Genomic DNA, 19,008 nt, shown 5'->3' on the forward strand with positions numbered 1-19,008 from the left:
TGATGTTCCCTTTTTGACAAAGAAAACATCATTTTGTATAAACTTCTTTATTGCACAACTTTAAAGCGAATCCTAAATGTATGGGTCATCTCATCCCAATTAGTACCTAAAAGTTCAAACCTTCCTATCTGTGATGTTGACCTTACGTGCTTGCCAATACAAGGGCATGCATCATAATCACCAATTCTCACAACACGAAGCATTTCTGATGCATCTTCTGGTAATCTGTCGATCTGTATATCATCAGGAATATGATACCTGTCTACATATTCATATCTGATATCAATGTCTTCATCTATCAGCATATTCATCCTACGTTCTATCTCATGCTCTTCCTGACGCGAAGGCTTATGATCCAGAACATAGCTAATCTTACTCTTTTTGCGTTCAATGTGGGCATTTCTGCTTCTTTCACATCCAAACATGCGAATCATCAACTGGTTAAGCAGATGTTCAGCAGTGTGAGCAGGAGGAAATTCATCCTTGTTGTGCTCATTGAATATATAATCATTATTATTCATCTTCGTACTGAATTTATATACTCTGCCACCATAGGCAGGAACTTTTATGGATATCACCCCATCACGCTTGAAATCTGCCAATATACTTTCGTCAGAAAACAAATCAAACAATAGAAATTTCTTTTCAGGGATTTTGCAGAAATCAAAAGCATGTGAAGGTATTACAACATCCGTGAGTATTTCCTGTGAAGAAAAGTTTGCTACAACTAGAATTACAGTATCATCCTTGCTGCGCAGAAACGCAAACTCGCGTCGTGTATTGAATGTAGGTCTGTTTGGATTAACATACATCAGATCAAAGAAATCTCCTTCACGCACTGCATCTTCACTGTTCGCTATAAGCAGTAAATGCCTATATGATATAGCCAATTGTTTTTCTGTTTCCGTCATCAATCGCCGATCTGAATATCCACGGCTCAATGTATCTGGTGCCCAGTAATCAAAGATAGATGTTCTTCCATCTTTTCCACTGAAGCCTTCCTTGTCCATACCTTTCTCACCAAATTCCTGTCCGCTATAAAGCATAAAAGGATTACCACGCATCAGTATGCTCACCACAGCAGCAGGAACAGCCATATATCCGTCACCAGCATAATAATCACTGGCAATTCTCTGTTCATCATGATTTTCAAGGAAATAAAGCATATGATCGTGTATATCATCAGTATCCTGCCACTCATAAGTAAGAGCGGAAGCTGGGCGTTCGTCCCTAACAATAGATCTTAAACAGTCATACATTCCTACCTTATCATACAGATAGTCAAAGCCGTTAGCTATATAAGTGCGATAAAGGTTTGTATCATAAACCTCACCGATGAAAATAACTTTTGGATATTTCTTCTTTACAATATTTATTGAATAGTTCCAAAATTCAGTAGGAACCATTTCTGCCATATCACATCTGAAACCGTCAACGCCTTTTGAAGCCCAGAACAATAGTATATCTGTCATCTTAACCCAAGTATTTGGAATTGGGTTGAAATGGCAACTGCGCCCTCCTGCGTCACAATAGTTTATACCATAATTCAGTTTAATGGTTTCATACCAGTCGTTTACAAAAGGTTTAGATGTAAACTTATCATTTCCAGTAGCTTTAGCGGGATTTTCAACATAGTTAGTGTCTACAGAAATATCACTCAAATCCAATTGACCATCACAATAATAGAAATTATTATTTGTAGAGAAATGAATCGTCACGTCGTCATCTTCTCCAAGGTCACGTATTCCTAAAGGCTTACATACCGATTTATACTCTCGTGCAACATGATTAGGCACAAAGTCCATTATAACTTTCATGCCTGCATTGTGCGTTCGCTTAATAAGATTTTCCCATTCAGACATTCTTTTGTCTACATCCTGAGCCAAATCAGGATCTACATCATAATAGTCTGTTATCGCATAAGGAGAACCAGCCTTTCCTTTCACTATTTCAGGATGTTGAACAGGAATACCGTATGATGAATAATCAGTCTGTGTAGCATGGCGAATTACACCTGTAAACCAAATATGGTTAAATCCCATATTATGTATTCGCTTTAATACAGACTCTTCAAAATAATTAAACTTCCCACAACCATTTTCGGCAATCGTGCCGAATTCTTTAAGAACTCTATTACGATTGCCGAAAAGTCTGGGAAGTACCTGATATATTATTATCTTATCCTTCATTATGCAATGCCATGCGCACTAACATTTTTATCGATGCGTCCTATCATGCCCTGAAGAGCTTTACCAGGACCGCACTCAGTAAAATCAGTAGCACCGGCAGCAATCATAGCCTGTACACTTGAAGTCCATCTTACAGAACTTGTCAACTGTGCGATAAGATTATGCTTTATTTCTTCAGAATCAGAGTGAGGCTTACCATCCACATTCTGATAAACAGGACATTTTGGTGCTTTGAATGTTGTTGCTTCGATAGCAGCCTGAAGTTCGTCCTTAGCTGGTTGCATAAGTGGTGAGTGGAAAGCTCCACCAACCTTTAGAGGGAGAGCACGCTTTGCGCCAGCTTCCTTCAACTTCTCGCATGCAATGTTAATTGCATCCATGTTACCAGAGATAACAAGCTGACCTGGGCAGTTATAGTTTGCTGCAACAACGATGTTACCTTCTGTGCTTACCTCGTTGCATATTTCTTCAACTTTTTCGTCTGGCAAACCGATAATAGCAGCCATAGTTCCAGGATTTGCCTCACATGCCTTCTGCATTGCATTGGCACGCGCTGCAACAAGCTTTAAACCATCTTCAAAACTCAATGCACCTGATGCAACAAGAGCTGAAAATTCACCTAGTGAATGACCTGCAACCATTTCTGGTTTAAAGTCTTCGCCCATGCACAAAGCAGAAATTACACTGTGCAAGAATACAGCAGGCTGTGTAACATTAGTTTGCTTTAGGTCTTCATCAGTACCAGCAAACATAGTATCAGTAATTTTAAAGCCTAGAATTTCATCAGCTTTATCAAAAAGTTCCTTTGCAAGAGAATTATTATCATATAGGTCTTTGCCCATACCTACAAACTGAGATCCCTGACCAGGGAATACAAATGCTTTCATTATTTCTTAGTTTAATTATAATTATATATATGTTCTGCAAAATTACAAAAAAAAATGCAAAGCAAGAACTATATAATAAAAAAATGGTTCTTAACTGCCGTTGTAATAATTAATTTGGCATTGAACACAAAAAATCCCAAAAGCAATATAGCTTTCGGGATTTATATAAATTTGCTTTACAGTGCAATAGTATATTACTATATTATTCTGCGGCAGCTTCCTCAGCCTTAGGCGCTTCCTCTACAGGAGCCTCTTTAGCAGCTTTAGGAGCTTTCTCATCAACAACAGTTACAGGAACCTTAATTTCAACCTCCTTGTGGAAGTGAATAGTTGCCTCAAACTCGCCAACCTTCTTGATGTCGTGCATTGTGATGATCTTACGATCAACTTCAATACCCTTCTTTGCAAGCTCTTCGGCTACAGTTGCAGTAGTTACAGAACCATAAAGAGCACCTGTAGTACTAACCTTAGCAGAAATAACAAGAGCAACACCATTCAAAGCCTCGCCCTTCTTTACTGCCTCAGCCTTGATAGCTGCAATCTTATGTGCCTGCTGCTTCAAATCCTCTGCAAGCATTTTCTTAGCAGAAGAAGAAGCGATAATTGCTTTACCTGTTGGAATAAGGTAGTTACGACCGTAACCACTCTTTACATTTAAAATATCGTTCTTGTATCCAAGACCGATGATATCTTCTTTAAGTATAATCTCCATATTGTCTATTCCTCCTTAAATTATTTCATCAAATCGGTTACATATGGAAGCAAAGCTATCTGGCGAGCACGCTTAACAGCCTGTGCGACACGACGCTGGTACTTCAAAGATGTTCCTGTGATACGACGAGGAAGGATTTTACCCTGCTCGTTCAAGAATTTCTTCAAGAACTCTGGATCCTTATAGTCGATATACTTGATACCACTCTTCTTAAAACGACAATACTTCTTCTTGCGGGTATCGATAGAAGGAGCTGTCAAATAACGGATTTCTGAATTTTTCTGATCTGCCATAATTAAGCCTCCTCTTTTTTACCTAGTTTATTTCTACGCTTCTCAGCATAAGCTGCAGCATACTTGTCAAGACGTACAGTCATGTGACGGATAACTTTCTCATCACGGCGATAGCCTGTTTCGAGAGTCTCGATAACGGTAGGCTCAGCCTTAAACTCAACTAGACAGTAGAAGCCTGTTGATTTCTTTTGAATGGCATAAGCCATTTTTTTGAGTCCCCAAGCCTCTTCATTCAAGATTTCTGCACCGTTGTCGGTAAGAATCTGCTTGAATTTAGCGACCGCTTCCTTCATCTGTTCATCAGACAAAACGGGAGTCAAAATGAAAACGGTTTCGTATTGATTCATACTAATTAATAATTAAAAAAATAATTGTTATTTAAATATTTAAACGCATATCTTCTAAGTCATGATCGACTTTTTCTCAAAATGCGCTGCAAAAGTACTGTTTTTTTATGATATAAACAAATAATTCAGCACTTTTGTACCAAATTAATTTAAATATCACAAAAAAGATCTGGCGCTTATCGTTATTGGTATAATTTGTTACACCGCAAACCACAAGCGCCAGAGAATATATTAATGTTATTATGATTTATTCCTCTTCAGGAGTAATCAACTTATATCCTTTTCCGTGTATGTTGATAATTTCTATCTGTTCATCATCCTTTAGGTGCTTACGCAATTTTGTGATATACACATCCATTGAACGAGCATTGAAATAGTTGTCATCAATCCATATTGTCTTCAGAGCGAAATCTCTCTGTAATATTTCGTTTGCGTGTGAGCAAAGAAGAGCCAAAAGTTCATTTTCCTTTGTTGTAAGTTTTGTCTGTTTCTCACCGATAACCAATAATTGCTTTTGAGTATCAAATGTGAACTTACCAATATGATAAAGTGTACTTTCCTTATTCTTCTTACCACGTACACGACGTAGAATTGCCTCTATACGGAATACTAATTCTTCCATTGAGAATGGTTTTGTGATATAGTCATCAGCTCCAATTTTGAAGCCTTCAAGAATATCATCCTTAAGAGTCTTAGCTGTAAGGAATATAATAGGAATTTCAGCGTTTGCCTGACGAATTTCCTGTGCAAGTGTGAATCCGTCCTTCTTTGGCATCATTACGTCAAGAACGCAGATATCAAACTTGTTTTTTAGAAATTCACGATAACCTACCTCGCCATCAGGACAAAGTGTTGCACTAAATCCTTTAGCCTGAAGGTACTCACGCAAAAGCATTCCTAAATTCTCATCATCTTCACACAAAAGAATTTTCAATTTTTCTTCCATAATCTTATATTTTAATGTTAATACTTTTTATATAAACTCTAATTTAATCTTGATCCATAAATGGTATTTTTATTGTAAAAACAGTACCCTCACCGAATTCACTGTCTACATGAATTTCACCTTCATGCAAGTCTACCATTTTCTTTACGTATGAAAGCCCAAGTCCAAATCCCTTCACATCATGCACGTTACCGGTATGAACTCTGAAGAACTTATCAAATACTTTCTTCAAATTGTCTTTCTTTATTCCAATTCCATTGTCCTTTATTGACACACACACCTTCTTACCCTCGTTCCATGTCTTTATATATACATTCAATGGCTGATCAGGCTTGCGATATTTCACAGCGTTGTCCAATAGATTAAAGATGACATTCTGGAAATGCATTTCATCAACATATATCGTTGAGTCTATTGCTTCAATCTCTGTATATACTTTACCACCAGTGTGTTCAACACGCAACGAGAAAGAGTTTCCAATGCTTTCAACCATTTCGTTGATATCTATATCACGCTTTTTAAGCACAGCTTTTTTCCTTTCATACATGCTCATCTGCAATACCTTCTCAACAAGAAATCTCAGTCGTTTGCTCTCATCGCTTATCACACCACTCAGATGTTCCATCATCGATTCGCTCTTTGTCACACTTTTGTCGTTCAGCATCTGTGCTGCAAGAGATATACTTGCTATTGGCGTCTTTAGCTCATGCGTCATATTATTAATAAAGTCATTCTTTATCTCACTGTAACGCTTAGAACGGAATATTACAACTATTGTAAATATGAATGTTAATAGCAGAACCAATGTAAAGATAATACTAGGAATCATAAATCTCACGCTAGAGAATATGTAACTGTTCATATCCGGGAAATGAATTCTCACAACTCCCATCTTCGACTGCGGGTCGTTTCTGAACAATACTTGTGAATATGTATATTCCTCACCGTCATCAGTATAGTCTGGGCAACGATATACCTCACGTCCATCCTGTGTTGAAACAGTAAAATGATATGGAATGTTTATTCCGTTATTCATAAGTTCCGCTTTCAAGTCCTGGTCAAGCAACTTAAAGTTGATGCGTTCCTTTAAAGGTTTGTCTGAAGCTGAATATAATATAGAATATACAACCTCATCTAACAGGGCCTTTTGATATACATATCTATTCTTTACAATTTCCTGCAATGATCTTGATGCTTCTGATATTGAGTTCTTATCTGTCTTCAATATCATTGCTTTTGGCATAGAAGATGGCTTTGTAGCTATTGTCTTCAATTCAAATGATGAATATACGGTTCCATCTTTTCCTACAGTAGAATATTGATGACTTTGCTGGAAAGTTCCGTCATTAGGTTTACCTGAACGTGTGCCAACAGAATCCTGACTAAAAGAACGGCGTTCAGTCTCTTTTACATCCTTCTCAAGGAATCTAAGAGTCTCGTTAAGTTCAAGATTACGTGAAGCCTGATAGAGCGAACGATTGACAGATTCGTCAAACTGTTCCTTCTTCATATCCGCCATTTCCTGAATATAGCTCAATTGCAGGAAAAGCAGTCCCATAAATGAGAGCCCCATTATTGTGGCTATTGTCCATATCGTTCTTTTCTTCATATCGCAAAGATATACTAAATCTTAAATCGTTAACATTCTAATGTTAACGATTTAGGTCGCTTTTATTATAATTAACAATTTATCACTTCCATAATTGCATATATACAACTATAAAAGGTAGAGAACAAGCTCTACCTTTTGTATTGTAAGTCGTATTTTTAAACTATTCTTCATTCGCGTTGGCAAGTTCAGTCTCATGTTCTGAAATAAGTTCTGTCTGAATGTTACCTGGAACAAGTTCATAGCTAGCAAACTTAGTTATAAATGATGCTCGTCCACCAGTGATTGAACTTAAAGATATGCTATAGTTGTTAAGTTCCTTCAGTGGAACTTTAGCAAGCAGTTTCTGATAACCAGCTTCAGAGTCCATGCCTACAATCATAGCACGTCTACCCTGAAGGTCGCTCATTACTTCGCCCATAAAATCAGCAGGCACATAAACCTCCAAGTCATAAATTGGTTCGAGAATCTTTGGACCGGCATTCTTGAATGCGTCAGAGAAAGCATGACGTGCAGCAAGCATAAACGAAAGTTCATTGCTGTCTACAGGATGCATCTTTCCGTCATACACTATCACTCTCACATCTCGGGCATAGCTACCTGTAAGCGGACCATGCTCCATACAATCCAGCACACCTTTTAATATGGCTGGCATAAAACGTGCGTCAATAGCACCGCCTACAACAGAGTTAATAAACACTAGCTTTCCACCCCACTCTAGATTTACAACTTCCTTGCCTTTAATGTTCATCTTGAACTCCTGACCGTTAAAGTTGTAAGTAGTAGGATCTGGCATGCCTTCTGCATAAGGTTCAATAATCAAATGTACCTCACCAAACTGCCCTGCACCACCACTCTGTTTCTTATGTCTATATTCAGCCTTAGCCTTTTTGGTAATAGTCTCCCTATATGGAATCTTAGGATCATAAAACTTAACTTGCAGCTTCTCATTATTTTCAAGTCTCCATTTAAGTGTTCTCAAATGGAATTCGCCTTGGCCATGAACAATGACCTGCCTCAGTTCCTTACTCTGTTCCACTACCCACGTTGGATCTTCCTGACGCATCTTCAACATTGCAGCCATAAGCTTCTCTGTATCCTGCGAGTTTAAAGTCTTTATGGCACGACTGTATTTAGAATTCGGATAACTGATAAAATTAAATTTCCAGTCACAGCCCTTACCGTTAAGAGTATTTCCTGTCTTGACGTCTTTCAATTTTACCGTGCAACCAATATCTCCAGCATTAAGTTGCTCCACCGTAATTCTATTAGCACCAGCTCCTGCATAAATTTGCCCAATGCGTTCCTTACTACCTCTATCAGAATTAGTAAGGTCCTCACCTGGTTTTATACTTCCACTCATCACCTTGAAATAGCTAACCTCACCTATATGCGGTTCCATTCCTGTTTTGAAGAAGTACAGACTAGTAGGTCCAGTTGCATCAGGCGCGACCTCTTCTCCTCTTGTATTATGCAATTTAGGCATTTCATTAACAAAAGGCACCACATTGCCAAGAAATTCCATCAATCTCTGTACCCCCATATCTTTACCTGCGCAGACGCAGAATACAGGGAATATGTTTCTTGTTACAAGTCCCTTGCGAATACCTTCTCTCATCTCGTCCTCAGAAAGAGTATCTGAGTCGAAGAATTTTTCCATTAAAGTTTCATCATTCTCGGCTGCTGCTTCCACGAGTTCCTTGTGAAGTTCCATAGCCTTATCCATTTCCTCAGCAGGAATATCTTCTACAATAGGTGCGCCTCCTTCTGGTGACCATGAATACTTCTTCATTAGAAGCACGTCTATTAGGGCGTTGAAGTTTGGTCCAGTAGTAATAGGATATTGTATCTGTACGCACTTTGAACCATATATTTCTTTCATACTTGAAATAACAGTATCGAAGTCGCATTTGTCACTGTCAAGTTGATTTATCAAGAAGATAACAGGTTTCTGCAGTTTTTCAGTATATCTAAAATTATTTTGCGTTCCTACTTCCGGACCGTATTGTCCGTTAATCACTATAACTGCCTCGTCAGTAACATTAAGAGACGTGATGGCACCTCCCACAAAGTCGTCACTTCCTGGGCAATCTATTATATTAAGTTTTTTATTGTTCCACTCAACATGAAAAACGGTTGGGAATACTGAGTAGCCATATTCCAACTCAACCGGGAAATAATCGCTTAAGGTGTTTTTATTTTCTACACTTCCACGACGCTTTATAACACCGGCTTCAAAAAGCATACTTTCGGCAAGAGTTGTCTTGCCGCAACCCGCACTGCCAAGCAATGCAATGTTTTTAATCTCGTTAGTTTGATAAACTCTCATATCAAAAGATTTAAAGTGTTAGTAATATTTCATGGTTTATAAAGGTTTAATATACCTTTATAGGGCTCTAAGATATGAAATAATCCAATAACATCCAAGTATATTTTAAGAAAATTATTAATTTTGCACAAAAATAATATTATGGCAGGTTTATACATTCACATCCCCTTTTGCGCAAGCCGTTGCATATACTGCGGTTTCTACAGCACCACTAAAACTAATCTTCAAGACAGATATGTCGAAGCACTATGCAAAGAAATGGATTTAAGGAGAAATGAACTTGTTTTAGCTAACGAGAAAATTAATACTATATATATAGGTGGGGGAACTCCAAGTCAACTTACGATTGCTAACATCACAAAGATATTCAGGCATATAAATGATGTATGGGGACCCAGAGTAGATGCAGAAGAAGTAACGATTGAATGCAATCCCGATGACATAACCGACGAATTTGCAAAAGCCATAGCCTCTCTTCCTATAAATCGCGTAAGCATGGGAGCGCAGACTTTCAACGATGACAGACTCAAATTTCTACATCGCCGTCATTGTTCTGACGAAGTGAAATGTGCCGTTAGCCGACTTCAGAAATATGGTATTAAGAATATTAGCATTGACCTCATGTTTGGTTTCCCCGATGAAACTATTGACGACTGGTCAAGCGACATAGATGAAGCCATATCTTTAGGAGTGCAACATATTTCTGCCTATAGCCTTATGTATGAAGAGGGCACTACCCTTTTCAAACTTCTCAATCAAAACAAAATAAAGACCATCGACGAAGAAACAAGTCTTGAGATGTATAATATGCTTATCGACAGACTATCTTCTGCAGGATATGAGCAATACGAGATTAGCAACTTTGCCCAACCTGGATTTCAAAGCAAACACAACAGCAGCTATTGGCACGACATACCATATCTAGGAATAGGTGCATCGGCACATAGCTACGACATAAAGAGTAGGCGTTGGAACATTAGCGACATCACTAAATATATCAGTAGCATAGAGAGTTGCACGTTACCGTTCGAGGAAGAGATTATCGACAAAAATACAAAATACGATGACCTCATTACAACTGCAATGCGTACACGTGAAGGAATTGATACCGAAAAACTTAAGGTTGATTTCGACAATGACTTATACACCTATTTTATGAATGAAGCCAACAAGCATATCAAAAATGGCACCTTGAAAAATGTAAATGGCAGGATTTCTCTCACCCGCAAGGGCTTGTTTGTTTCAGACGACATCATGAGCGACCTCATGCACGTTTAGCCGCTTCCTGCCATAAGCGCAATATAATCTATTTTATTTCAATCAATTTGTATTTTTCACTTCCAAGTCCAATCTTCTGAGCCCAGTCAATTGTATGGGTACCATGCTGTTTGTCTATGCGTTTCAGCATATCAGTAGGATCATTTTCCGCAGTCACTTTCTGTTGATTAATAATGTCAACACATGCCTGGTCAAGAGCTACAGGGTCTGTACTGGCGAGTATTCCATAATCTTTGAGTTTCACTGGTTGTGGATGAGCCACACAGTCACAGTCAATACTCATATTATTCATCACACTGATGTAGATTATGCCGTCTCGCTTTTGAAAGTAGTTCACCACTGCCTGAGCAGAAGCTGCCATACTTTCCAGAAAGCCATCTTGATCACCTACATTTTCCTTTGTCCAAAGATTATCAGGAGTTGTTATTTTGCCCGCAGAATGAATATAAGCCTTTCCGTTTCGTGACGCGCAGCCAATAGACAGGTTTTTCAGAGCACCTCCGTAACCACCCATTGGGTGACCCTTAAAGTGATTAAGGCAAACCATGAAATCATAGTTAGCCAAGTGTCCTCCTACGATGTCATATTTCAGATGTGTATGATCTTTCACTGGTATTCTTATTTCGTCATATTCATCCATCAGGTCAACAGCAAACAAAGAATCGAATCCATGTTGATGTATCACTTGCCAATGGTCCTTCGTTTCCATGCGGTCACCAGGATAAGCTGTTCTATTTTCTACAATAACTCCATCAACGTCGTCAACCAGTTTTTGGATCAATGTTGGTTTCAGATAATTAGGGTTAGAGCCTTCTCCTGTACTTATTTTCACGCATACACGTCCTTTAGCCTTAACCCCTAATGCATTATATATTCTCACCAATGCATCTGGTGATATTTCTTTTATCAGATACACTTTAGTTTGTGCGTTAACCGCTATCACGGCAAGCAGCAATGTCAAAGTCATTATTATTTTTTTCATATTGCTTGATTATTTTTGGTACGATGCAAATATACAAATTTTTATTTATTTTGCATATTCCTTCCTTCATTTATTCACATAATTTATTCTCACGCTGATATTATTGATTCCAGTTGATGTATTGTCGCTGCATGAATCTGCGTGAGTGTATCTTTGCCATAATTATCAATAAAGTGATACTGATATGGCAAAAATATGACATATATAGCAATATTATCACATTTTAATGTTTACTTCAACTTATTTTTAATAATTTTGCGACTAAATGAATATAGATAATTTTCATCCGCTCATTCTCAATGTGGGAAAGGCTGTACTTGATGCCAATTGGAACTGGCAGAATGTTTGCAGCCCTTTTGCACGTATATACTATATTATAAAGGGAGAAGCCGATGTGGAGATTGACGGGGTTAATCATAAATTGAAATCAGGCAGAATGTATATCATTCCCCCCTTCACCACTCACTCTACTAAATGCCAAGGACTCTTTATTCATTATTATATTCATATTTACGATAACAGCCTAACGGGTAATACCCTCTTCGAAGAGTATGACTTTCCATTTGAGATCAAATCAAATCATGGAGAAGATAATCTTTTTGAGCGTCTTTGTAATCTGAATCCATCTATGATACTTCGCCGAAGTAATCCTATAGAATATGACAACAATCAGACTCTCGCACGCTCAATAATTCATAACAAGCAACGCTCTGAATGGCTGAAAATGGAATCAAGAGGTATTATATTCCAAATATGTTCAAGATTCCTTGTTAATGCGACAACTAAGGCTGTTATCAAAAACGAGCGTATACTGAAAACTACAAAACTTATACATGCCAATCTTTCTGGCAATATCACAATAGAGCAGTTAGCAGCAGAGGCAGGAATTTCACAGGAGCATTTCATCCGTCTCTTCAGACAGACTACAGGAACCACTCCTATGCTCTATATAAATCAGAAACGCATTGAGAAAGCAGAACTACTATTGCTTACTACCGAAAAATCTATCCGAGAAATAGCACTCACGCTTGGGTATGAAGACAATTCATACTTCGTCAGAGTTTTTAAGAGGGTCACAAACACCACGCCAAGCGAATACCGTAGACAAAATAAACAATAAATAATAAGAAAATGTTCATGAATAAGAAAACACTTATTGCATTAGGTGCTTTGATGCTCACCGCAACAGCATCGGCACAACATTACAAAACTGACAAAAACGGTCTTATACTCGAAAAAAGTATGCTACCCGAAATGCCGACCATACCTGCTCCTAAAGAAATAGGTAGCGTGAAAATGGGCGACAGCAAAACTTTCAAAGAGGTACAGCTCGACATCCCTATCACTAAGGGACCGTTCAAACCCAACTGGAAATCTATAGAAGCTAACTACCCTGGCACTCCACAATGGCTTAGAGATGCTAAGTTTGGTATATGGGTACACTTTGGTCCTCAGGCTGCCGGAGAAAGCGGTGACTGGTATGCGCGTAATCTATACAAGCAAGGACACTTAGCTTACAATAATCATCTTAAGCGCTATGGACATCCATCAGAAGTAGGTTATAAAGAAGTGCTACACAATTGGAATCCCGATAAGCTCAATCCTGAATATCTCACAAAGCTATACCAGAAGTCAGGTGCCCGCTTTCTCATGATACAAGGTGTGCATCACGACAACTATGATCTTTGGAATTCAAAGTTCCATCCATGGAACTCTATGAGCGTGGGGCCCAAACGTGACCTTCTGCGCGAATGGGTCAACGCCTGCAAGAAATACAAAATGCACTACGGCGTAACATTCCACCACGAGTACACTTGGTGGTGGTGGCAAACTGCTTTTGGCTGTGACGCTACAGGCGATAAAGCTGGCATTCCCTATGATGGTCATCTCACTCTAAAAGATGGAAAAGGTAAATGGTGGGAAGGTCTTGATCCACGCCGTCTATATGGTATAGACCTGCGTGAGTATGAAGATGTAGATGCTATGGCACATACAGGATGGTCACCTCCAAAAGCAGGCATATTCTCTCGTCACCTCGACTATTGCAAGTGGTATGCCACTGAGTGGGCACTTCGCATGATGGACGTTACAGAAAACTACGACCCTGATTTCATTTATACCGACGGAACAGCAGAAGGACCATTTACTGGTACGGGCACCGGCACCGGATATAAGTGCAATGCCATGCAGACTGTGATAGCCGATTATTACAACCGCCAGCTATTAAGAAAAGGTAAAGTAGATGCATTCAGCATTGTCAAGTTCCGCCACCCTACCAATGGCACTGTAAACACAGCTGAGTTCGATTTCCCAGACACGATCAATACATCTCAGGCATGGATTCGTGAGGCACCTGTTGGTGACTGGTTTTATGCTCCTAACTTCACCTACGATTCTGGCAGTATGATACGCTTTATAATTGAGGCTATAGCTCGTGATGGCAACGTAGCCCTCAATATTCCGCTACGTCCTGATGGCAGCATTGAGGATGCTTGCGTCACAATGCTTCAAGAGGTTGGCAACTGGATGAACATCAATGGCGAATCGGTGTATGGAAGCAAAGCATGGAAGACTTTGGGCGAAGGTGAAATAATAAATGGAAAATTGAAGAAACTTCCTGGTGGAGCTTTGGGCAAGAAGCATGCACTATTCAAGTTCAATGCTCAGGATATCCGTTTCACAGAAGGCAAGAATGGTTATTTGTATGCCTTCTGCATGAATGTTCCTGATGCTGGTCAAAAGGTTCTTGTCCATGCATTAAGTACTGACAAAGCATTGGTAAACCATCATATCAAGAAGGTTACTCTGCTTGGATACAAAGGAAAACTGTCATGGAAACAGACTGCAGAGGGACTTGGAGTTACTTATCCTAAGGATGCCAAGCTCAAAACAGCAGTTGTATTCAGAATAGAATAATTTACTATAGGCAATTCATCATTGATAATATTTTAATGCAATTGCATTATATTATCAATGATGAGTGCTATAAACATAATCAAATAATTCGAGTAAGCTTTCTATACTCTCACTTGCAAGATTTTTAAATACTTTGAATATCTAGCTGCGCTCGACATAGTTCAAGCAAACTTGGATATGCTCTTACTTGCAAGTTTTTTTTCGCAAAAAGGTTCGTTATTATTTCAAATATATATAAACATTAAAGTGTATATTAGCCTTAATTTTAAAGCTAAGAGAACACCTATTATAATATTAAAATTGAATTTATAACGGATAAACATAAAACAGCTATACCCTATTTTTGCTATTTTATTGTTTTTTCACGCATAAACTTTCAATTTGATACAATTATTAGTTAAAAGATGCAATATCAAAATAAAAAGCAACACCACACATTACAATATGACACTTTTAGCAAATATATAGAAACAAAAAGATATTAAAACAAAGAATAAACTTACATATTGCGTATCTTTGTACCGTTAATGTAATCAATATGATTTAATTTAACGGTGTTTTCATACAATTTGTTGCCAGAGTGACAGTTTATAAATGCAGATAAATATTATACAATAACAAATATACATCATATTTTAATCATTTAATTGTAATTAGTTATGAAAAAGATTGAAGCAATTATTAGAACTTCAAAGTTTGAAGAAGTTAAAGACGCTCTACGTCAGGTGGGCATTGATTTCTTTTCGTATTCAGATGTTACAGGAGTTGGAAACGAAATTAGGAAAGGAGAACTGTCATATCGTGGTACCGTATATGATACAAGCTACATACCACGGCAGTTGCTAACGATAGTTGTGCGGGATATAAATGCGAAGAAGACTGTCGACGCTATTTTAAAAACAGCAAGAACAGGTGTTATTGGCGATGGAAAGATATTTGTATCTTCAATTGAAGAGTCATATCGCATAAGGACAGGTGAAGAGGGAGATGATTCATTGTATAATAAATAAATATAATTGTTATGAGAAAATTTGTATTAATATTACTGATGGTGATAACTGTTTCAGTAGCTAACTTTGCCTATGCTGGCACTACAAGGCTCCCAGATCCATCTGGAACTGCAACAGGAAATGTAAATGATATAACTGCTGTGACCCAAGGAAAGCCTACACAGAGCGAGGTCGAAGATCAAGTAGGTCACAACAAGGTGGCAATAAATATGGTATGGGTATTGGTTACAGGATTCCTTGTTATGTTTATGCAGGCAGGTTTCGCACTTGTTGAAACCGGACTTACTAGAGCCAAAAATGCTAATCATACCATGGCAATGAACTTTATGGTTTATGCATTAGGTATGATAGGATTCTTTATAAGTGGATTTGCTATTATGTTTGGAGGAATTGGTAGTCTTGGCACCTTAGGTGGATTTGGTGGATTATCTCATGAATTTGCCATTAACCTCTTTGGGCATACCTTTGGACTATTCGGTACGACAGGTTTTTTCCTTAGTGGTGGTACTTATGATGTTGCTGTCTTTGCCCTTTTCTTGTTTGAGATGGTGTTTATGGATACAACAGCAACAATCCCTACAGGATCAATGGCTGAACGTTGGAAATTCTCGTCTTTTGCAATATATGGAATTATAGTTGGAGGTCTTATTTATCCTATATTCGGAAACTGGGTATGGGGCGGAGGCTGGCTCTCACAACTTGGAAGCATGTTTGGACTTGGACATGGAGTTGTAGACTTTGCTGGTTCTGCTGTGGTCCACATGACTGGTGGTGTCTTAGCGCTAGTTGGAGCTATCATGATAGGCCCTAGAGTTGGAAAATACAACAAAAACGGAACGCCAAACGCTATTCCTGGTCATAATATACCATTAGCCATTGTTGGTTGTTTTATATTAGCTTTCGGATGGTTTGGATTCAACTCAGGTTCATCTCTTGCAGGTGGCGATTTAAGAATCAGTGTTGTTGCTGTTAATACAATGATTGCATCTGCAACAGGAGCTTTTGCTTCAATGGCATATATGTGGTGGTTTAAGACAAAGAAGCCAGACCCAACAATGATGATGAACGGTATGCTAGCAGGTCTTGTAGCTATCACTGCTCCATGTGCTTTTGTCAATGTATTGATTGCAGCTCTTATCGGTCTCGTTGCCGGAGTTTTGGTAATCGAAGCCTCTTTCTTCTTTGAACGTAAACTGAAGATTGACGATCCTGTGGGAGCTATTTCTGTACACGGCGTGAATGGAGCTTGGGGAGTATTATCATTAGGTCTATTTGCTGATGGTTCATACGGCAATGGTTGGAATGGTGTAAAAGGCACCGTAACAGGACTTTTTTATGGAGATGCAAGCCAATTCTTTGCACAGCTCATCGGTGTAATCACTAATATTATTTATGTTGCAGCCATAGGTTGGGTTGTATTCAAGATTATCGGATTCTTCACTCATGGACTGCGAGTTAACGTTGATGCAGAACTTGAAGGACTTGACGTTCCAGAAATGGGTATCGAAGGCTATTCTGGTGTAAAAATGGATAAAAATTCAGAGACACCTCTTGCCAGATAATATGATGTATATTGATGTGTCATGAATCAGCATTGTGCTTAACAAAGCGATATCTGGCACATCAATGCTTATACGCACTCATCATTGATAATCTTTCTAATGCAATTGCATTACATTATCAATGATGAGTGCTATAAATATAACCAGATAGGTATTATTGGTTTCTCTGTATAAATTGCAATAATCCTTGTCTTTACTTATCTTCGTTATTTTTTCAAATAAATACCTTTGATATAGGGTGCAAATTAATCCTATTGTAAATACAATTATATATATATCTTCTCTCATAATTTTATTTTTTTATTAGTTACGTTTTTCACATTCAAATCCCCTACTACGTATGCATCAGCATCTTGGGATGGCTATCTAAGTACTAAGTATTAGCAACAATTTTATCTAAACCGAAAATCTGTTGTTCACACCATAATCAGCATGTACATACGCACGAAATAATTTATTATGTTTCATTTTTAATGTTATTTTAGTTAAGTCTCTAGTTATTATTTGATATGTAAATTTATATATATAAATTCATTCATGCAACTTTCATCCTGCTTATTTAACTTATCTTAAACAACCAGGAATAAAGAATAATGCGTTAATATATTCATTTAGAGAAACTTGTTGCTAATTTTGCTGTATTGAAATATATAGCGAAGGGCCAAATTAATACTATCAATAAAGGATATAACCGAACACTCAATTGTTAAAGATAATTATAAAAGCATGCTCTTATACGTTTATCCTTTGATTTTTTATTTATTATCCATACATTTGCCGTCGAATACATACATTAACTTTTTATTATTTAAAGACTATGACCCGAAAAAACAACTCTGTTATACGGTTAGTAATTTTTACATTTATCCCTTTGCTATGTGGTTGTTTCTCATCTGAAGATGATTCAGATAACACGACAATCTGTTTAAAGACAGATCAAGACTCTGTTACTGTGGAAACATTATCATCTGGTGTATCAATAACAAAATCTAAAGATATTTGTTACTATGAGGGTGACATTGTGCTTACACTGGAGCAATTAATCTACTTAGCTGGTTATAGCGAATTGTATCAACCTGGTACACAAGCAACTAAAGCTACAAATTTGGTACCAATTACAAATCTTCCTAAAGATAAGAGTGCCTTAGCGCAATATGCAGCATATACCCCCAGAAATTACAATCTGTGGGCTATGGCTCGCTTCACGTATGATAACAACCTATCATCATCACAACGTGACATAATTAAAAAGGCGCTTCTTAATATTCAATCTAAGACCAATGTCCGCTTTTATAACGCAACAGGTCTTCCTACGCGTGATAACACCTATAATATCGATTATCCATATATTAATTTCAGATATTGTGGACCTCAGGATAGATGTAGTTCAAAAGTAGGCAAAACAGGCGAAAAGCAAGATATAAATCTCGCAGACTTTGCTTTCTCGAAACCTGGAGTTGTAGAACATGAAATATGCCATGCGTTAGGTTTACTGCATGAGCAATGCCGCCCAGACAGAGATGATTATGTTACCATCAATACATCTAATCTTACCACCATAGGTAAGGCTAACTTTCAAAAGAGAGCAAGTAATTATAGCGTGAAAGGTCCTTACGACTTTAATTCCATAATGGGAAACAGTTCTTATACTAGTTCTGCTAATGTTGTGATAGATGCATTAAAACCTATTTATACTAAGCAAGATGGTTCTGTGATAAATCAAGGAATTGACTTATCAGATGGTGATTGCGCATGGCTCAATTACTATTATCTTCCTTATGTAGCACGTTCTGATGACTATGTAGAATTGGATAGCGTTGTGTATGATGGAAATAACAAACGCCTAACTGAAGAGCAAAGACTACAGTTACAATCACAATTAAATAACGGAAATCCAACACCGCCATCTAGTGGTAGAATAAGCAATAATTTTTAAATTAAATGGGAT

The 19,008-nt window shown here is 37.9% G+C and carries 15 protein-coding genes; 6 read left to right on the plus strand and 9 right to left on the minus strand.

The annotated features are described in order from the left end of the window. Nucleotides 1-47: 47 nt before the first annotated feature. From prwr041_RS13105 to prwr041_RS13140, 8 genes are all read right to left on the minus strand, one after another. Complete coding sequence (locus prwr041_RS13105; RefSeq protein WP_207154233.1) at nucleotides 48-2,189, minus strand: alpha-amylase family glycosyl hydrolase; 2,142 nt, start codon at nucleotides 2,187-2,189, stop codon at nucleotides 48-50. Further along, the gene (gene fabD, locus prwr041_RS13110; RefSeq protein ID WP_207154234.1) at nucleotides 2,189-3,076 is read right to left on the minus strand and encodes an ACP S-malonyltransferase; all 888 of its coding nucleotides are present in this window, start codon (nucleotides 3,074-3,076) and stop codon (nucleotides 2,189-2,191) included. Before fabD ends, prwr041_RS13105 begins: the two co-directional genes overlap by 1 nt. Nucleotides 3,077-3,278: 202 nt before the next feature. Next, nucleotides 3,279-3,788 (minus strand): 50S ribosomal protein L9, encoded by a 510-nt coding sequence (gene rplI / locus prwr041_RS13115; RefSeq protein WP_207154235.1) that lies wholly within the window; start codon nucleotides 3,786-3,788, stop codon nucleotides 3,279-3,281. Nucleotides 3,789-3,808: 20 nt separating this feature from the next. Beyond that, the gene (gene rpsR, locus prwr041_RS13120) at nucleotides 3,809-4,081 is read right to left on the minus strand and encodes a 30S ribosomal protein S18 (RefSeq protein ID WP_018464589.1); all 273 of its coding nucleotides are present in this window, start codon (nucleotides 4,079-4,081) and stop codon (nucleotides 3,809-3,811) included. A 2-nt stretch (nucleotides 4,082-4,083) separates the two neighbouring features. Beyond that, nucleotides 4,084-4,428: a 30S ribosomal protein S6 gene (gene rpsF, locus prwr041_RS13125; protein WP_207154236.1), complete on the minus strand. Its 345-nt coding sequence runs from the start codon at nucleotides 4,426-4,428 to the stop codon at nucleotides 4,084-4,086. Nucleotides 4,429-4,675: 247 nt separating this feature from the next. After that, nucleotides 4,676-5,374 carry a response regulator transcription factor RprY gene (gene rprY, locus prwr041_RS13130; RefSeq protein WP_207154237.1) on the minus strand — a complete coding sequence of 233 codons (699 nt, stop codon included), beginning with the start codon at nucleotides 5,372-5,374 and terminating at the stop codon, nucleotides 4,676-4,678. A gap of 43 nt (nucleotides 5,375-5,417) precedes the next feature. After that, nucleotides 5,418-6,983 (minus strand): sensor histidine kinase, encoded by a 1,566-nt coding sequence (locus prwr041_RS13135; RefSeq protein WP_207154238.1) that lies wholly within the window; start codon nucleotides 6,981-6,983, stop codon nucleotides 5,418-5,420. 163 nt (nucleotides 6,984-7,146) lie between these two features. Next, entirely contained in the window at nucleotides 7,147-9,312 is a 2,166-nt protein-coding gene (locus prwr041_RS13140; protein ID WP_207154239.1) for an elongation factor G, read from the minus strand. 141 nt (nucleotides 9,313-9,453) lie between these two features. On the opposite strand from prwr041_RS13140, the gene hemW reads away from it, so the two are divergent. Next, nucleotides 9,454-10,590 (plus strand): radical SAM family heme chaperone HemW, encoded by a 1,137-nt coding sequence (hemW, locus tag prwr041_RS13145; RefSeq protein ID WP_207154240.1) that lies wholly within the window; start codon nucleotides 9,454-9,456, stop codon nucleotides 10,588-10,590. A 28-nt stretch (nucleotides 10,591-10,618) separates the two neighbouring features. On the opposite strand, the gene prwr041_RS13150 is transcribed toward hemW, so the two are convergent. Beyond that, complete coding sequence (locus prwr041_RS13150) at nucleotides 10,619-11,572, minus strand: DUF362 domain-containing protein (protein WP_207154241.1); 954 nt, start codon at nucleotides 11,570-11,572, stop codon at nucleotides 10,619-10,621. Nucleotides 11,573-11,837: 265 nt separating this feature from the next. Here prwr041_RS13150 and prwr041_RS13155 point away from each other — a divergent pair, with 265 nt between their 5' ends. From prwr041_RS13155 to prwr041_RS13175, 5 genes are all read left to right on the plus strand, one after another. Continuing rightward, nucleotides 11,838-12,692, plus strand: a complete 855-nt coding sequence (locus tag prwr041_RS13155) for an AraC family transcriptional regulator (RefSeq protein ID WP_207154242.1) — start codon at nucleotides 11,838-11,840, stop codon at nucleotides 12,690-12,692. A 17-nt stretch (nucleotides 12,693-12,709) separates the two neighbouring features. Then, nucleotides 12,710-14,488: an alpha-L-fucosidase gene (locus prwr041_RS13160; RefSeq protein ID WP_207154243.1), complete on the plus strand. Its 1,779-nt coding sequence runs from the start codon at nucleotides 12,710-12,712 to the stop codon at nucleotides 14,486-14,488. 659 nt (nucleotides 14,489-15,147) lie between these two features. Continuing rightward, nucleotides 15,148-15,498 carry a P-II family nitrogen regulator gene (locus prwr041_RS13165; RefSeq protein WP_207154244.1) on the plus strand — a complete coding sequence of 117 codons (351 nt, stop codon included), beginning with the start codon at nucleotides 15,148-15,150 and terminating at the stop codon, nucleotides 15,496-15,498. An 11-nt stretch (nucleotides 15,499-15,509) separates the two neighbouring features. Beyond that, entirely contained in the window at nucleotides 15,510-17,060 is a 1,551-nt protein-coding gene (locus prwr041_RS13170; RefSeq protein ID WP_237072251.1) for an ammonium transporter, read from the plus strand. Nucleotides 17,061-17,877: 817 nt separating this feature from the next. Then, complete coding sequence (locus prwr041_RS13175; protein ID WP_207154245.1) at nucleotides 17,878-18,996, plus strand: M12 family metallopeptidase; 1,119 nt, start codon at nucleotides 17,878-17,880, stop codon at nucleotides 18,994-18,996. The last annotated feature ends 12 nt before the right edge of the window (nucleotides 18,997-19,008 follow it).

Source organism: Prevotella herbatica, assembly GCF_017347605.1.
Taxonomy (GTDB): Bacteria; Bacteroidota; Bacteroidia; order Bacteroidales; family Bacteroidaceae; genus Prevotella; species Prevotella herbatica.